Origin of the sequence: Streptomyces sp. 2P-4, from assembly GCF_030167965.1 — a bacterium.
Lineage (GTDB): Bacteria > Actinomycetota > Actinomycetes > Streptomycetales > Streptomycetaceae > Streptomyces > Streptomyces globosus_A.
In genome coordinates this window covers 2,990,856-3,007,042 of the sequence record NZ_CP095011.1, presented here as the reverse complement: position 1 = coordinate 3,007,042, position 16,187 = coordinate 2,990,856, and the positions used below count along the sequence as shown (strand labels likewise).

The window sequence follows — 16,187 nt, the reverse complement described above, 5'->3', positions numbered from 1 at the left end:
GGCTGAATTCCCATGGGACTGGAAGAAAAGCTGCCGAGCGGCTTCCTGCTGACCACCGTCGAACAGGCCGCGGGATGGGTGCGCAAGGCGTCCGTCTTCCCCGCGACCTTCGGCCTCGCCTGCTGCGCCATCGAGATGATGACCACCGGAGCCGGCCGCTACGACCTCGCCCGCTTCGGCATGGAGGTCTTCCGCGGCTCGCCCCGCCAGGCCGACCTGATGATCGTCGCCGGCCGGGTCAGCCAGAAGATGGCGCCGGTGCTGCGGCAGGTCTACGACCAGATGCCCGCCCCCAAGTGGGTCATCTCCATGGGCGTCTGCGCATCGTCGGGCGGCATGTTCAACAACTACGCGATCGTGCAGGGCGTCGACCACATCGTCCCGGTGGACATCTACCTGCCCGGCTGCCCGCCCCGCCCCGAGATGCTCGTGGACGCGATCCTCAAGCTCCACCAGAAGATCCAGAGCTCCAAGCTCGGCGTCAACCGGGAAGAGGCGGCCCGCGAGGCGGAGGCCGCGGCCCTCAAGGCCCTGCCCACCATCGAGATGAAGGGGCTGCTCCGGTGAGCGACACCACCCCCGGCACCACCCCGGGCGACGACGGCGCCGTCCCCGCCCCCCGCGAGTCCGCCGGCCCCGAGGTGATCGGCGTCCGCAAGGGCATGTTCGGCGCCCGCGCCGGCGGCGACACCAGCGGCTACGGCGGCCTGGTGCGCACCGTTGCCCTGCCCGGCCCGAGCCACCGCCCCTACGGCTCCTACTTCGACGAGGTCGCCGACGAGCTCGAAGGCGCCCTGGAGGAGCAGGGCCTCCTGCCCGCCAACGCCATCGAGAAGACGGTCGTCGACCGCGGCGAGCTCACCTTCCACATCGCCCGCGAGCACCTCGTCCGGGTGGCGTCCACCCTCCGCGACGACCCCGCCCTGCGCTTCGAACTCTGCACCGGGGTCAGCGGCGTGCACTACCCCGGCGACCGCGGCCGCGAACTGCACGCCGTCTACCACCTGCGCTCGATCACCCACGGCCGCACCGTGCGGCTGGAGGTCTGCGCCCCGGACGCCGACCCGCACGTCCCCTCGCTGGTCTCCGTCTACCCGACCAACGACTGGCACGAGCGCGAGGCCTACGACTTCTTCGGGCTGGTCTTCGACGGCCACCCGGCCCTCACGCGGATCATGATGCCGGACGACTGGCAGGGCTTCCCGCAGCGCAAGGACTACCCCCTCGGCGGCATCCCCGTCGAGTACAAGGGCGCCCAGATCCCGGCTCCCGACCAGCGGAGGTCGTACAGCTGATGTCCACGAACCACCACGCGGCGTCCCGCGAGACCACCGAGGGAACCGTCTACACCGTCACCGGCGGCGACTGGGACGAGGTCGTCCGCTCCGCGGCCAAGGCCGACGACGAGCGCATCGTCGTCAACATGGGCCCCCAGCACCCCTCCACCCACGGCGTGCTGCGGCTGATCCTGGAGATCGACGGCGAGACGGTCACCGAGGCCCGCTGCGGCATCGGCTACCTGCACACCGGCATCGAGAAGAACCTCGAATTCCGGAACTGGACGCAGGGCACCACCTTCGTGACGCGCATGGACTACCTCACGCCGTTCTTCAACGAGACGGCGTACTGCCTCGGCGTCGAGAAGCTCCTCGGCATCACCGACCAGGTCCCCGACCGCGCCACCGTCATCCGCGTCCTGCTGATGGAGCTCAACCGGCTCTCCTCGCACCTGGTCTGCATCGCCACCGGCGGCATGGAGCTCGGCGCCACCACGATCATGATCTACGGCTTCCGCGACCGCGAGCTGATCCTCGACATCTTCGAGCTGATCACCGGCCTGCGCATGAACCACGCGTTCATCCGCCCCGGCGGCCTCGCCCAGGACCTGCCCCCCGGCGCCGTCGACCAGCTCCGCGACTTCCTGAAGACCATGAAGAAGAACCTGCCGGAGTACGACAAGCTCGCCACCGGCAACCCCATCTTCAAGGCCCGCATGCAGGACGTCGGCTACCTCGACCTCACCGGCTGCATGGCCCTCGGCGCCACCGGCCCCATCCTCCGCTCCGCCGGCCTGCCGCACGACCTGCGCAAGGCCGACCCCTACTGCGGCTACGAGACCTACGAGTTCGACGTCCCCACCACGGAGACGTGCGACTCGTACGGGCGGTTCCTGATCCGCCTGGAGGAGATGCGGCAGTCCCTGCGGATCGTCGAGCAGTGCCTGGACCGGCTGGAGCCCGGCCCCGTCATGGTCGCCGACAAGAAGATCGCCTGGCCGGCGCAGCTCGCCCTCGGCCCCGACGGCCTCGGCAACTCCCTCGACCACATCAAGAACATCATGGGCACCTCCATGGAGGCACTCATCCACCACTTCAAGCTGGTGACCGAGGGCTTCCGCGTCCCGGCGGGCCAGGCCTACGCCGCCGTCGAGTCCCCCAAGGGCGAACTCGGCGTCCACGTCGTCTCCGACGGCGGAACCCGCCCCTACCGGGTCCACTTCCGCGACCCGTCGTTCACCAACCTCCAGGCCATGGCGGCGATGTGCGAGGGCGGCCAGGTCGCCGACGTCATCGTCGCCGTCGCCTCCATCGACCCCGTGATGGGAGGCGTCGACCGATGACAGCCAGCCCCGCCCGTCGAGAGGTGAGCCTGGGCATGCCCCAGCCGCCCGCCCCCGACTACCCGGCCGAGGTGCGCGAGCGGCTCGCCGCGGACGCCGCGGAGATCATCGCCCGCTACCCCGACAGCCGCTCCGCCCTCCTGCCGCTGCTCCACCTCACCCAGTCCGAGGAGGGCCACGTCTCCCGCACCGGCATCCGGTTCTGCGCGGAGACCCTCGGCCTGACCACCGCCGAGGTCACCGCCGTCGCCACCTTCTACACGATGTACCGGCGCAGGCCCTCCGGCGACTACCAGGTCGGCGTCTGCACCAACACCCTGTGCGCGGTCATGGGCGGCGACGCCATCTTCGAGGAGCTCCAGGAGCACCTCGGCATCGGCAACAGCGAGACCACCCCCGACGGCAAGGTCACCCTCGAACACATCGAGTGCAACGCGGCCTGCGACTACGCACCCGTCGTGATGGTGAACTGGGAGTTCTTCGACAACCAGACCCCCGAGTCCGCCAAGGCCCTCGTCGACGACCTCCGCGCCGGCCGCCCCGTCGAACCGACCCGCGGCGCGCCGCTGTGCACGTACAAGGAGACCGCCCGGATCCTCGCCGGCTTCCCCGACGAGCGGCCCGGAGCGGTGGAGGCGAGCGGCGGCGCCGGACCCGCCTCCCTGATCGGACTGCGCATCGCGCGCGGCGAAGCCCCGCACCAGGGGCGCATCGTGCACCCGCGGGCCGCTGCGACCGGCGAGGAGGGGGAGTGATGACGGTGGCGACCGCCATGCACGAGAACGGAACGAGCCCGGAGAAGCTGCTGGCCCCCGTCCTGTCGGCGTTCTGGGACGAGCCGCGGCCGTGGACGCTGGAGACCTACCGGCGCCACGACGGCTACGAGGGGCTGCGCAAGGCCCTCGCGATGACCCCCGACGAGGTCATCGCCTACGTGAAGGACTCCGGGCTGCGCGGCCGCGGCGGCGCCGGCTTCCCCACCGGGATGAAGTGGCAGTTCATCCCGCAGGGCGACGGCAAGCCGCACTACCTCGTCGTCAACGCCGACGAGTCCGAGCCCGGCACCTGCAAGGACATCCCGCTCCTCTTCGCCAACCCGCACTCCCTCATCGAGGGCATGGTCATCGCCTGCTACGCGATCCGCTCCGCGCACGCGTTCATCTACCTGCGCGGCGAGGTCGTGCCCGTCCTGCGCCGCCTGCACGAGGCGGTCCGCGAGGCGTACGAGGCCGGCTACCTCGGCAAGGACGTCCTCGGCAGCGGGATGGACCTCGACATCACCGTCCACGCCGGGGCGGGCGCCTACATCTGCGGCGAGGAGACGGCGCTGCTGGACTCCCTCGAAGGCCGCCGCGGCCAGCCCCGGCTCCGGCCGCCCTTCCCCGCCGTCGAAGGCCTCTACGCCTGCCCCACCGTCGTGAACAACGTCGAGTCCATCGCCTCGGTTCCCGCGATCCTGAACCGCGGCAAGGACTGGTTCAAGGCGATGGGCACCGAGAAGTCCCCCGGCTTCACCCTCTACTCGCTGTCCGGGCACGTCGCCGGCCCCGGCCAGTACGAGGCCCCGCTCGGGATCACCCTGCGCCAGCTCCTCGACATGAGCGGCGGGATGCGCCCCGGCCACCGGCTGAAGTTCTGGACCCCCGGCGGCTCCTCCACCCCGATGTTCACCGACGAGCACCTCGACGTCCCGCTCGACTACGAGGGCGTCGGCGCGGCCGGCTCGATGCTCGGCACCAAGGCCCTGCAGTGCTTCGACGAGACGACCTGCGTGGTGCGCGCGGTGACCCGGTGGACCGAGTTCTACGCCCACGAGTCGTGCGGCAAGTGCACCCCCTGCCGGGAGGGCACCTACTGGCTGGTCCAGCTGCTGCGCGACATCGAGGCCGGCAAGGGCGCCATGGAGGACCTCGACAAGCTCCAGGACATCGCCGACAACATCAACGGCAAGTCGTTCTGCGCGCTCGGCGACGGCGCCGCCAGCCCGATCTTCTCCTCGCTGAAGTACTTCCGCGACGAGTACGAGCAGCACGTCACGGGCAAGGGCTGCCCCTTCGACCCCAGGAAGTCGGTCCTCTGGGCCGACACGGAGGTGAACGCATGACCGTCACCACGAATGCCCCCACCGGTGGCGGAGGGGCCGCCGTGCCCCCGGAGGACCTGGTCTCGCTGACCATCGACGGCGTCGAGCTGTCGGTGCCCAAGGGGACCCTCGTCATCCGCGCCGCCGAGCAGATCGGGGTGGAGATCCCCCGCTTCTGCGACCACCCCCTGCTCGACCCGGTCGGCGCCTGCCGGCAGTGCATCGTCGAGGTGGAGGGCCAGCGCAAGCCGATGGCGTCCTGCACCATCACCTGCACCGACGGGATGGTCGTCCGGACGCAGCTGACCTCCCCCGTCGCGGAGAAGGCCCAGCGCGGGGTGATGGAGCTGCTGCTCATCAACCACCCGCTGGACTGCCCGGTCTGCGACAAGGGCGGCGAGTGCCCGCTGCAGAACCAGGCGATGTCGCACGGCAACGCCGACTCCCGCTTCGAGGGCCGCAAGCGCACCTACGAGAAGCCGGTGCCGATCTCCACGCAGGTCCTCCTCGACCGGGAGCGGTGCGTGCTCTGCGCCCGCTGCACCCGCTTCTCCACGCAGGTCGCCGGCGACCCGATGATCGAGCTGCTCGAACGGGGCGCGCTCCAGCAGGTCGGCACCGGCGAGGGCGACCCCTTCGAGTCGTACTTCTCCGGCAACACCATCCAGATCTGCCCGGTCGGCGCCCTCACCTCGGCCGCGTACCGGTTCCGCTCCCGCCCCTTCGACCTCGTCTCCTCCCCGAGCGTGTGCGAGCACTGCGCGGGCGGCTGCGCGACCCGGACCGACCACCGGCGCGGCAAGGTGATGCGCCGCATGGCCGCCGAGGACCCCGAGGTCAACGAGGAGTGGATCTGCGACAAGGGCCGCTTCGCGTTCCGGTACGCGCAGCGCCCCGACCGGCTGACGACGCCCCTGGTCCGGAACGCCGACGGGGTCCTGGAGCCGGCGAGCTGGCCCGAGGCGCTCGCCGCCGCCGCTGCCGGACTGGCCGCGGCCCGCGGCCGCGCCGGCGTCCTGACCGGCGGGCGGCTGACCGTCGAGGACGCCTACGCGTACGCCAAGTTCGCGAGGGTCGTCCTCGACACCAACGACATCGACTTCCGGGCCCGCGTGCACAGCGCGGAGGAGGCCGACTTCCTGGCCGCGGAGGTCGCGGGCCGCGGCGTCGACCTCGACGGGCAGGGTGTCTCGTACGCCGGGCTGGAGGCGGCGCCGGCGGTGCTGCTCGCCGGCATCGAGGCGGAGGAGGAGGCACCCGGGGTCTTCCTGCGGCTGCGCAAGGCCTTCCGCAAGCGCCGCCAGCGGACCTTCGCGCTGGCCCCGTTCGCCACGCGCGGCCTGGCCAAGGCGGGCGGCACCCTGCTGGCCGCCGCACCGGGCACCGAGCCGGAGTGGCTGGACGCGCTCGCCTCCCGCACCGGCCTGGAGCAGGGCGGCGAGGCCGCCGCCGAAGCACTGCGCGAGCCCGGCGCGGTCATCGTCGTCGGGGAGCGCCTCGGGGGCGTGCCCGGCGGGCTGACCGCGGCGGTCCGGGCGGCCGCCGCGACCGGGGCCCGGCTGGTGTGGATCCCGCGGCGGGCCGGGGAGCGCGCCGCGATCGAGGCGGGCGCCCTGCCGTCGCTGCTGCCCGGCGGCCGCCCGGCCACCGACCCGCGGGCCCGCGGGGAGGTGGCGGCCGCGTGGGGGCTCCAGGAGCTCCCGCACCGCTACGGCCGCGACACCGGGCAGATCGTCGAGGCCGCCGCCGGCGGCGGGCTGACCGCGCTGCTCGTCGCGGGCGTGGAGGTCGCCGACCTGCCCGACCCCGAGCGGGCGCGGACCGCGCTGCGCGAGGCGTTCACGGTCTCCCTGGAGCTGCGGCCCGGCGAGGTCACCGACCACGCCGACGTGGTCCTGCCGGTCGCGGCCGTCGCCGAGAAGGCCGGCACGTTCGTCAACTGGGAGGGCCGCGTGCGGCCGTTCGAGGCCGCGCTCAAGCCCGACCAGATGACCCGCCCGCTCGCCCCGGCCGACTCCCGCGTCCTGCACATGCTGGCCGACGCCGCCGACCGGCCGCTGGGCCTGCCCGACGTGCACGCCGTACGCCGGGAGATCGACCGGCTCGGCCGGTGGGCCGGCGAGCGCCCCGCGGCGCAGCCCGGCTCCCCGGCGGTGCTGCCCCGGCCCGCGGCCGGCGAGGCGGTCCTCGCCGGGCACCGGCTGCTCCTCGACCTCGGCCGGCTCCAGGAGGGCGACGACGCCCTGGCCGGCACCCGGCACGAGGCGAGCGCCCGGCTCTCCGCGGCGACCGCGGCCGAGACGGGCGTCAAGGACGGCGACCTCCTCGCGGTGACCGGTCCGTCCGGCACGGTCGAACTCCCGCTGCGGATCACCGAGATGCCCGACCGGGTGGTCTGGCTCCCGCTGAACTCCACCGGCTCCGGGGTCCGCGCGGACAGCGGCGCCCTGCCCGGCACCCTCGTACGGATCGGCCCGGCGACCCCGGCCGGCGCAGGCGGCACCACTGCGGAGGTGGGAGCGTGAACGCGGTAGTGCTCGCTGCCGAGGACCTGTCCCTGTTCGGCACGGACCCCTGGTGGCTGGTCCTCGTCAAGGCGGTGTTCTGCTTCGCCTTCCTGATGGTGACCGTCCTGTTCTCCATCGTGTGGGAGCGCAAGGTCGTCGCCTGGATGCAGCTGCGCATCGGCCCGAACCGGCACGGCCCCTGGGGCATGCTCCAGTCGCTTGCCGACGGCGTGAAGCTGATGCTGAAGGAGGACATCGTCGTCAAGCGCGCCGACAAGGTCGTCTACGTGCTGGCGCCGATCGTCGCGGCGATCCCCGCGTTCATGGCGATCGCGGTGATCCCGTTCGGGCCCGCCGGCAACGAGGTGTCGATCTTCGGGCAGCGCACCACGATGCAGCTGACCGACCTGCCGATCGCGATGCTGTACATCCTGGCGGTCGCCTCCGTCGGCATCTACGGCATCGTGCTCGCCGGCTGGTCCTCGGGCTCGACGTACCCGCTCCTCGGCGGCCTGCGCTCCTGCGCCCAGATGATCAGCTACGAGATCGCGATGGGCGCGGCGTTCGCCTCGGTGTTCCTCTACTCGGGGTCGATGTCGACCTCGGCGATCGTGGAGGCGCAGGCAGACCGCTGGTTCATCGTGCTGCTGCCGGTGTCGTTCATCATCTACGTGGTGACGATGGTCGGCGAGACCAACCGGGCGCCGTTCGACATGCCGGAGTCCGAGGGCGACCTCGTCGGCGGCTTCAACACCGAGTACTCGTCCATCAAGTTCGCGATGTTCATGCTGGCCGAGTACGTCAACATGGTCACCGTCTCGGCCGTCTCGGTCACCCTGTTCCTGGGCGGCTGGCGGGCCCCGGCGCCGATCTCCACGTACTGGGAGGGCGCCAACCACGGCTGGTGGCCGCTGCTGTGGTTCGTGCTCAAGGTGCAGCTGCTGCTGTTCTTCTTCATCTGGCTGCGCGGCACCCTGCCCCGCGTCCGCTACGACCAGCTGATGAAGCTCGGCTGGAAGGTCCTCATCCCGGTCTCGCTGCTGTGGCTGATGCTCGTGGCGACCGTGCGGGCGCTGCGGAACGAGGCGTACGACTTCTCCCAGATCGTCCTCTACGTCGGCGGCGCGGTCGTCGCGGTCCTGCTGCTGTCCTTCCTCGCGGACTTCTTCCGCGACCGGCGGGAGAAGGCCGCCCAGGCCGCGGAGGCGGCCGCCCCCGGGGCCGAGCCGTTCGACCCGCTCGCGGGCGGGTTCCCCGTACCGCCCAAGCCCGGCCAGCACCTGGCCCCCGTACCGCGCCGGCGGCCCCGCCGGGAGCGGGAGCTCATCGCCAGCGGCGGGGCGAACAACGACAGCGACCGAGAGGAGGGTGCGGAGAATGCCTGACGAACAGTGGCAGAACCCGGTGGCCGGCTTCGGCGTGACCTTCAAGGCCATGTTCAAGAAGCGCCTCACCGAGCAGTACCCCGAGCAGCAGAAGACGACCGCACCGCGTTTCCACGGACGGCACCAGCTCAACCGGCACCCGGACGGCCTGGAGAAGTGCATCGGGTGCGAGCTGTGCGCGTGGGCCTGCCCCGCGGACGCCATCTACGTGGAGGGCGCGGACAACACGGAGGAGGAGCGCTACTCCCCGGGCGAGCGCTACGGCCGCGTCTACCAGATCAACTACGCCCGCTGCATCCTGTGCGGGCTGTGCATCGAGGCGTGCCCGACGCGGGCGCTGACGATGACGAACGAGTTCGAACTGGCCGACGCCAGCCGCGAGTCGCTCATCTACACCAAGGAGGAGCTGCTCGCCGGGCTGACCGAGGGCATGGTCGAGGCGCCCCACGCCATGTACCCGGGCACGGACGAGCAGGACTACTACCGCGGCCAGGTGACGGGGGCGGCCCCCGGGACCGAGCGGCAGCAGGCCGCGTCCAAGGGCGAGGCCCCGCAGGACCGGGGCGCCGCCGAGGGGGTGGGGGCATGAGCGCGGTCGCCGCCGCGGCAACGGCCACCTCCACGGGCGAGGCGGTCCAGTTCTGGATCCTCGGCACGGTCGCCGTGATCGGCGCGCTGGCGACGATCCTGATGAAGAAGGCCGTGCACAGCGCGCTGAGCCTCGCCGGGACGATGATCATCCTGGCGGTGTTCTACCTCGCGAACGGGGCGTACTTCCTGGGCGTGGTCCAGGTGATCGTCTACACCGGCGCGATCATGATGCTGTTCCTCTTCGTGGTCATGCTGGTCGGCGTCACCGCCGCCGACTCCCTGAAGGAGACCATCAAGGGCCAGCGCTGGCTCGCCGTCCTGTGCGGACTGGGCTTCGGCATCCTGCTCATCGCGGGCATCGGCCACGCCTCCCTGCAGCACTTCAACGGACTGGGCCGGGCCAACTCGGCCGGGCACGTGGAGGGCCTCGCCCAGCTGATCTTCACCCGGTACGTCTTCGCCTTCGAGCTGACCGGCGCGCTGCTGATCACCGCCGCCGTCGGCGCGATGGTGCTCACGCACCGCGAGCGCACCGAGCGGGCCGCGACGCAGCGCGAGCTGTCCGAGCGGCGCATCCGCGAGGGCGTCCAGCTCCCGCCGCTGCCCGCGCCCGGCGTGTACGCCCGGCACAACGCGGTCGACGTGCCGGGCCTGCTGCCGGACGGCACCCCCTCGGAGCTGACCGTCAGCAAGACGCTCCGCGCCCGCGGCCAGGTCCGCGACGTCTCCGGCGAGGCCCTCGCCGACCTCAGGGCGCTGGAGCGGCGCTCGGCGGAGCGGCTCGGCCGTGAGGAGGCCCCGCAGTGAACCCGGTCAACTACCTCTACCTCGCGGCCCTGCTGTTCACCATCGGCGCCGCGGGCGTGCTGATCCGGCGCAACACGATCGTGCTGTTCATGTGCGTGGAGCTGATGCTCAACGCCTGCAACCTCGCGCTCGTCGCGTTCTCCCGGATGCACGGCAACCTCGACGGCCAGATCATCGCGTTCTTCACGATGGTCGTCGCCGCCGCCGAGGTCGTGGTGGGCCTCGCGATCATCGTGTCGCTGTTCCGTACCCGCCACTCGGCCTCGGTCGACGACGCCAGCCTGATGAAGCTGTAAGGGGCGTACACAGTGGAGAATCTGATTGCGCTGCTCGTGGCGGCGCCCCTGCTCGGAGCGGCGGTGCTGCTGTGCGGCGGCCGGCGCCTCGACAGGGCCGGGCACTGGCTCGGCACCCTGCTCGCGGCCGCCTCGTTCGGCATCGGCGCCGTCCTGTTCGCCGACATGCTGGGCCGCGGCGCCGACGACCGGACCATGCGGCAGTACCTGTACAGCTGGATCCCGGTGGAGGGCTTCCAGGCGGACATCGCCTTCCGGCTGGACCAGCTGTCGATGACGTTCGTCCTGCTCATCAGCGGGGTCGGCACGCTGATCCACGTGTACTCGATCGGGTACATGGAGCACGACGAGCGCCGCCGCCGCTTCTTCGGCTACCTCAACCTCTTCCTCGCGGCGATGCTGCTGCTGGTCCTCGCCGACAACTACCTGCTCCTGTACGTCGGCTGGGAGGGCGTCGGCCTCGCCTCGTACCTGCTCATCGGCTTCTGGCAGCACAAGCCCAGCGCGGCGACCGCCGCGAAGAAGGCCTTCCTGGTCAACAGGGTCGGCGACATGGGCCTCTCCATCGCGATCATGCTGATGTTCACCACGTTCGGCACGTTCGCGTTCGGGCCGGTGCTGGCCTCGGCCGGCGAGACCTCCGAGGGCATGCTGACCGCGATCGGGCTGATGCTGCTGCTCGCCGCGTGCGGCAAGTCCGCGCAGGTGCCGCTGCAGTCCTGGCTCGGGGACGCGATGGAGGGCCCGACGCCCGTCTCGGCCCTCATCCACGCGGCGACGATGGTCACCGCCGGCGTCTACCTGATCGTCCGCTCCGGCGCGATCTTCAACGGGGCGCCCGACGCGCAGCTCGTCACGGCGATCGTCGGAGCGGTCACGCTGATCTTCGGTGCCGTCGTCGGTTGCGCGAAGGACGACATCAAGAAGGCGCTGGCCGGGTCGACGATGTCGCAGATCGGCTACATGGTCCTCGCGGCCGGCCTCGGACCGATCGGCTACGTCTTCGCGATCATGCACCTGGTGACGCACGGCTTCTTCAAGGCCGGCCTCTTCCTCGGCGCCGGCTCCGTCATGCACGGCATGAACGACGAGGTCGACATGCGCAAGTACGGCGGCCTGCGCCGCTACATGCCGGTCACCTTCGTCACGTTCGGGCTCGGCTACCTCGCCATCATCGGCTTCCCCGGCCTGTCCGGCTTCTTCTCCAAGGACCGGATCATCGAGGCGGCCTTCGCCAAGGGCGGCACCGAGGGCTGGATCCTCGGCTCGGTCGCCCTGCTCGGCGCGGCCATCACCGCGTTCTACATGACCCGGGTCATGCTGATGACCTTCTTCGGCGAGAAGCGCTGGCAGCCGGCGCCCGACGCGGACGCCGCCGCCGACGTGGAGCCGTCCGCCGGGCACCGCCCCGGCGAGATGCCGCACCCGCACGAGTCCCCGAAGTCCATGACCGTCCCGATGATCGTGCTGGCCTTCGGGTCCGTCTTCGCCGGCGGGTTCTTCGCCGTCGGCGACCGGTTCCTGAACTGGCTGGAGCCCGTCACCGGGTACGAGCACGGGCATCCGCCGGTCAGCGCCCTCACGGTCACCCTGGCCACCATGGCGGTACTCGTCGTCGGCGTCGCGATCGCCTGGGCGATGTACGGCCGCCGGCCGGTCCCCGCGACCGCGCCGCGCGGCAGCCTGCTCACCCGGGCCGCCCGCCGCGACCTGCTCCAGGACGACTTCAACCACGTCGTGCTGGTGCGCGGCGGGGAGCACCTGACCCGCTCCCTCGTGTACGTCGACCACAGCCTGGTCGACGGCGTGGTCAACGGGACGGCGGCGTCGGTCGGCGGCCTGTCGGGCCGGCTCCGCAAGCTGCAGAACGGCTACGCCCGCAGCTACGCGGTCTCGATGTTCGGAGGGACGGCGATCCTCATCGCCGCGACCCTGCTGATGAGGGCGGTGTGAGATGGATTTCCCGCTTCTGACGGTGACGGCCGCGGTGCCCGCGGCCGGCGCGGTCCTCACGGCGGCCGTCCCGGCCGCCCGCCGGACCGCCGCCAAGTGGCTGGCGCTGCTGTTCTCGCTGGCCACGCTCGCCCTGGCGGGGCTCGTCGCGGCCCGCTTCGACCCGGGCGGCGAGCGCTACCAGCTCACCGAGTCCCACGCGTGGATCCCCGCCTTCGGGGTCCGCTACGAGCTGGGCGTCGACGGCATCGGCGTCGCACTGATCGGGCTGACCGCCCTGCTGGTGCCCTTCGTCATCGCCGCCGGCTGGAAGGACGCCGACCCGCTGGAGACCCGGTCGCCGCGGTGGCGGCCCACGCAGGGCTTCTTCGCCCTGATCCTGCTGGTCGAGGCGATGGTGATCATCTCGTTCGAGGCCACCGACGTCTTCCTCTTCTACATCTTCTTCGAAGCCATGCTCATCCCGATGTACTTCCTCATCGGCGGCTTCGGGGACCGGGCGCACGCCGGGACCGACGAGAACGCCGCCGCGCAGCGCTCGTACGCGGCGGTCAAGTTCCTCCTCTACAACCTGGCCGGCGGTCTGATCATGCTGGCCGCGGTGATCGGCCTGTACGTGGTGGCGGGGAACTTCTCGCTCCAGGAGATCACCGCCGCCCGCGCCGCGGGCACCCTGGACATCGCGACCAACACCGAGCGGCTGCTGTTCCTCGGCTTCTTCTTCGCGTTCGCGGTCAAGGCGCCGCTGTGGCCGCTGCACACCTGGCTGCCGAACGCGATGGGCGAGGCCACCGCGCCGGTCGCCGTGCTGATCACCGCGGTCGTCGACAAGGTCGGCACCTTCGCGATGCTCCGCTTCTGCCTCGGCCTGTTCCCCGAGGCGAGCAAGTGGGCCACCCCGGTGGTCCTCGCCCTGGCGCTGGTCAGCATCGTCTACGGCGCGCTCCTCGCGGTCGGGCAGCGGGACATCAAGCGGCTGATCGCGTACGCGTCGATCTCGCACTTCGGCTTCATCATCCTGGGCATCTTCGCGATGACCTCCCAGGGGCAGTCGGGCGCGACGCTGTACATGGTCAACCACGGGCTGTCGACGGCGGCGCTGATGCTGGTCGCCGGGTTCCTGATCTCCCGGCGCGGCTCGCGGCTCATCGCCGACTACGGCGGGGTGCAGAAGGTGGCGCCGGTCCTGGCGGGCACGTTCCTGATCGGCGGGCTGGCGACGCTGTCGCTGCCCGGGCTCGCGCCGTTCGTCAGCGAGTTCCTCGTCCTGGTCGGCACGTTCTCCCGGTACCCGGTCGCCGGCATCGTCGCCACCTTCGGCATCGTCCTCGCGGCGCTGTACACGCTGGTGCTGTACCAGCGGACGATGACCGGGCCGGTGAAGGAGGAGGTCCGCCGGATGCCCGACCTGCGGCCGCGCGAACTCCTCGTGGTCGCCCCGCTGATCGCCCTGCTGATCGGGCTGGGCGTGTACCCGAAGCCGCTGACCGAGATCGTCAACCCGGCGGTGGAGCACACCATGTCCGACGTGAAGCAGAAGGACCCGAAGCCCGAGGTGGCGGTCGGGGCCGAGAACGGGGAGGCGGGCCAGTGAGCACCGCAACTGCTGCCCACAGCCTGTGGGCGCTCGCCGCGCAGGCGCCGGCGGACCGGATCCCGGCCCCGCACATCGAGTACGCGCAGCTGTCGCCCATTCTGATCGCGGTGGGCGCGGCGATCCTCGGCATCCTCGTCGAGGCGTTCGTGCCGCGCCGCGGCCGCTACCCGGTCCAGGTGTTCCTCGCCGTCGCCGCGCTCGCCTCCGCGTTCGCGGCGGTCGTCGGGCTCGCCGTCAGCGGGCATGCGGGGGAGAAGGCGCAGATCGCGGCGATGGGGGCCGTCGCCGTGGACGGGCCGGCCCTCTTCCTCCAGGGGACGATCCTGCTGGCGTCGCTCGTCGCGGTGTTCACCTTCGCCGAGCGGCGCCTGGACCCGGCCGCGCACGGCAGCCGGGTGGACTCCTTCGCCGCGCAGGCGGCGTCCGTACCGGGCAGCGAGGGCGAGAAGGCCGCCGTGAAGGCGGGGTTCACCACCACCGAGGTGTTCCCGCTGGCGATGTTCGCCGTGGCCGGCATGCTGATCTTCCCCGCGGCCAACGACCTGCTGACGCTGTTCGTGGCCCTGGAGGTGTTCTCGCTGCCGCTGTACCTGCTCTGCGCCGTGGCCCGCCGCCACCGGCTGATGTCGCAGGAGGCCGCGGTGAAGTACTTCCTGCTGGGCGCCTTCTCGTCGGCGTTCCTCCTCTTCGGCATCGCCCTGCTCTACGGCTACGCGGGCTCCGTCTCGTACGCGGCCATCGCGGACGTGGTCGACGGCACCACGGCCCACATGGACCCGGCGCTCGCCGACACCATGGGCAACGACGCGCTGCTGCTGATCGGCGGGGCGCTGGTGCTGACGGGGCTGCTGTTCAAGGTGGGCGCCGTGCCCTTCCACATGTGGACCCCGGACGTCTACCAGGGCGCCCCGACGCCGGTGACCGGCTTCATGGCCGCGGCGACGAAGGTGGCCGCGTTCGGCGCGCTGCTGCGCCTGCTGTACGTGGTGCTGCCGGGTCTGCGGTGGGACTGGCGGCCGGTGATGTGGGGCGTGGCGATCGTGACGATGCTGGCGGGCGCGGTGATCGCGGTGACGCAGACCGACGTCAAGCGGCTGCTGGCGTACTCGTCGATCGCGCACGCCGGTTTCATCCTGGCCGGTGTCATCGCGACGTCGGCGGAGGGCGTCCAGTCGGTGCTCTTCTACCTGGGCGCGTACGCGTTCGTCACGATCGGCGCGTTCGCGGTGGTCACGCTGGTCCGGGACGCGGGCGGCGAGGCGACCCACCTGTCGAAGTGGGCCGGGCTGGGGCGGCGTTCGCCGCTGACGGCGGCGGTCTTCGCGGTGTTCCTGCTGGCCTTCGCGGGCATTCCGCTGACCTCCGGGTTCTCCGGGAAGTTCGCGGTGTTCAAGGCGGCGGCGGAGGGTGGCGCGGGAGCGCTGGTCGTCGTCGGCGTCATCTCGTCCGCGATCGCCGCGTTCTTCTACATCCGGGTGATCGTCCTGATGTTCTTCAGCGAGCCGAAGGCGGACGGGCCGACCGTGGCCGTGCCGTCGCCGCTGACGATGACGACGATCGCGGTCGGCGTGGCGGTCACGCTCGTACTGGGCCTGGCGCCGCAGTACTTCCTGGACCTGGCGGGTCAGGCGAGCACGTTCGTGCGCTGACCGGTTGTCGGGTGGATGCGCCGGGGCCCGGCTCCCTTCGGGGGAGCCGGGCCCCGGTGTGTTTCAGCTGCGGTGGTGCGAGGTGATCTCGGTGAGGTCGGCGATGACGGGGAAGGGAACGGCCACCTCGAGGCGGCCGTGGAAGATGCCGGTGCCGGTGTAGACGCCCGTGGCCGGCTCCCGTTCGAAGACGTAGGCCATGGCCAGGCCGTCCCGGTTCTCGACCCGCCAGAAGTGCGGGATCCCGGCGCGGGCGTATGTGACGGGCTTCGTCTCGCGGTCGCGGGTGACCCCTCCGGGGGAGACCACTTCGACGGCGAGCAGGACCGACTCGGCGGGGAGACGGGTCTGGTCCAGGTCCTCCACCTCCCCGCCGGCCACCACGATCACGTCCGGTTCGGGGCGGTTCCAGCGGTCGATGTCGATGGTGAACTCGCGGAGGACGTCGAAGCCGTCCGGGGCCGCGGCGCTCAACTGCTGTTCGAGGAAGCTCACTGCGAGCATGTGGAAGAGGTTCTGCCGGGTCGGGAAGACCAGGCTGCCGTCGATCAGCTCCGTGTGCGGAGGCAGGTCCGGAAGCGTGTCGAGGTCGTCCGCGCACCAGCCGCCGTCAGGAGGGCGCGGCCAGGGGTGTTCCGGTTCCGTCGGTGCTTCCACGGCCGGAGTCTGTAGCCCGGGGGCGGACCGCTGCCGGGGAAT

General features: G+C 71.5%; 14 protein-coding genes. 13 read left to right on the top strand and 1 reads right to left on the bottom strand.

Features of this window, described 5'->3' with window-relative positions; all coding sequences use genetic code 11:
* Positions 1 to 12: 12 nt before the first annotated feature.
* Genes MUK52_RS12885 through nuoN form a run of 13 tightly spaced genes read left to right on the top strand, consistent with a single transcriptional unit; the run spans position 13 to position 15,488 of the window.
* Complete coding sequence (locus tag MUK52_RS12885; protein WP_114053664.1) at positions 13 to 567, top strand: NuoB/complex I 20 kDa subunit family protein; 555 nt, start codon at positions 13 to 15, stop codon at positions 565 to 567.
* Positions 564 to 1,295, top strand: coding sequence for an NADH-quinone oxidoreductase subunit C (locus MUK52_RS12880; protein ID WP_284576280.1), 732 nt, complete (start codon positions 564 to 566; stop codon positions 1,293 to 1,295). The genes MUK52_RS12885 and MUK52_RS12880 overlap by 4 nt, the downstream gene beginning before the upstream one ends.
* The gene (locus tag MUK52_RS12875; protein ID WP_114053666.1) at positions 1,295 to 2,620 is read left to right on the top strand and encodes an NADH-quinone oxidoreductase subunit D; all 1,326 of its coding nucleotides are present in this window, start codon (positions 1,295 to 1,297) and stop codon (positions 2,618 to 2,620) included. The genes MUK52_RS12880 and MUK52_RS12875 overlap by 1 nt, the downstream gene beginning before the upstream one ends.
* Positions 2,617 to 3,375: an NADH-quinone oxidoreductase subunit NuoE gene (gene nuoE, locus MUK52_RS12870; protein ID WP_284576279.1), complete on the top strand. Its 759-nt coding sequence runs from the start codon at positions 2,617 to 2,619 to the stop codon at positions 3,373 to 3,375. The genes MUK52_RS12875 and nuoE overlap by 4 nt, the downstream gene beginning before the upstream one ends.
* Entirely contained in the window at positions 3,375 to 4,724 is a 1,350-nt protein-coding gene (gene nuoF / locus MUK52_RS12865; protein WP_114053668.1) for an NADH-quinone oxidoreductase subunit NuoF, read from the top strand. The genes nuoE and nuoF overlap by 1 nt, the downstream gene beginning before the upstream one ends.
* The gene (locus MUK52_RS12860; RefSeq protein ID WP_114053669.1) at positions 4,721 to 7,228 is read left to right on the top strand and encodes an NADH-quinone oxidoreductase subunit G; all 2,508 of its coding nucleotides are present in this window, start codon (positions 4,721 to 4,723) and stop codon (positions 7,226 to 7,228) included. The genes nuoF and MUK52_RS12860 overlap by 4 nt, the downstream gene beginning before the upstream one ends.
* Positions 7,225 to 8,595 (top strand): NADH-quinone oxidoreductase subunit NuoH, encoded by a 1,371-nt coding sequence (gene nuoH, locus MUK52_RS12855; RefSeq protein ID WP_114053670.1) that lies wholly within the window; start codon positions 7,225 to 7,227, stop codon positions 8,593 to 8,595. The genes MUK52_RS12860 and nuoH overlap by 4 nt, the downstream gene beginning before the upstream one ends.
* The gene (gene nuoI / locus MUK52_RS12850; RefSeq protein WP_114053671.1) at positions 8,588 to 9,184 is read left to right on the top strand and encodes an NADH-quinone oxidoreductase subunit NuoI; all 597 of its coding nucleotides are present in this window, start codon (positions 8,588 to 8,590) and stop codon (positions 9,182 to 9,184) included. The genes nuoH and nuoI overlap by 8 nt, the downstream gene beginning before the upstream one ends.
* Positions 9,181 to 9,993, top strand: a complete 813-nt coding sequence (locus tag MUK52_RS12845; protein WP_114053672.1) for an NADH-quinone oxidoreductase subunit J — start codon at positions 9,181 to 9,183, stop codon at positions 9,991 to 9,993. Before nuoI ends, MUK52_RS12845 begins: the two co-directional genes overlap by 4 nt.
* Positions 9,990 to 10,289, top strand: coding sequence for an NADH-quinone oxidoreductase subunit NuoK (gene nuoK / locus MUK52_RS12840; protein ID WP_114053673.1), 300 nt, complete (start codon positions 9,990 to 9,992; stop codon positions 10,287 to 10,289). The genes MUK52_RS12845 and nuoK overlap by 4 nt, the downstream gene beginning before the upstream one ends.
* A gap of 12 nt (positions 10,290 to 10,301) precedes the next feature.
* Entirely contained in the window at positions 10,302 to 12,242 is a 1,941-nt protein-coding gene (nuoL, locus tag MUK52_RS12835; RefSeq protein WP_114053674.1) for an NADH-quinone oxidoreductase subunit L, read from the top strand.
* A 1-nt stretch (position 12,243) separates the two neighbouring features.
* Entirely contained in the window at positions 12,244 to 13,836 is a 1,593-nt protein-coding gene (locus MUK52_RS12830; RefSeq protein WP_114053675.1) for an NADH-quinone oxidoreductase subunit M, read from the top strand.
* Positions 13,837 to 13,859: 23 nt separating this feature from the next.
* The gene (gene nuoN / locus MUK52_RS12825) at positions 13,860 to 15,488 is read left to right on the top strand and encodes an NADH-quinone oxidoreductase subunit NuoN (protein WP_428985475.1); all 1,629 of its coding nucleotides are present in this window, start codon (positions 13,860 to 13,862) and stop codon (positions 15,486 to 15,488) included.
* Positions 15,489 to 15,551: 63 nt separating this feature from the next.
* On the opposite strand, the gene MUK52_RS12820 is transcribed toward nuoN, so the two are convergent.
* Complete coding sequence (locus tag MUK52_RS12820) at positions 15,552 to 16,145, bottom strand: Uma2 family endonuclease (RefSeq protein ID WP_284576278.1); 594 nt, start codon at positions 16,143 to 16,145, stop codon at positions 15,552 to 15,554.
* Positions 16,146 to 16,187 lie beyond the last annotated feature (42 nt).

Coding starts and splice junctions, on each gene's coding strand:
- MUK52_RS12885 (WP_114053664.1), top strand. CDS start 13: ATGGGACTGGAAGAAAAGCTGCCGAGCGGCTTCCTGCTGACCACCGTC.
- MUK52_RS12875 (WP_114053666.1), top strand. CDS start 1,295: ATGTCCACGAACCACCACGCGGCGTCCCGCGAGACCACCGAGGGAACC.
- nuoE (WP_284576279.1), top strand. CDS start 2,617: ATGACAGCCAGCCCCGCCCGTCGAGAGGTGAGCCTGGGCATGCCCCAG.
- nuoF (WP_114053668.1), top strand. CDS start 3,375: ATGACGGTGGCGACCGCCATGCACGAGAACGGAACGAGCCCGGAGAAG.
- MUK52_RS12860 (WP_114053669.1), top strand. CDS start 4,721: ATGACCGTCACCACGAATGCCCCCACCGGTGGCGGAGGGGCCGCCGTG.
- nuoI (WP_114053671.1), top strand. CDS start 8,588: ATGCCTGACGAACAGTGGCAGAACCCGGTGGCCGGCTTCGGCGTGACC.
- MUK52_RS12845 (WP_114053672.1), top strand. CDS start 9,181: ATGAGCGCGGTCGCCGCCGCGGCAACGGCCACCTCCACGGGCGAGGCG.
- MUK52_RS12830 (WP_114053675.1), top strand. CDS start 12,244: ATGGATTTCCCGCTTCTGACGGTGACGGCCGCGGTGCCCGCGGCCGGC.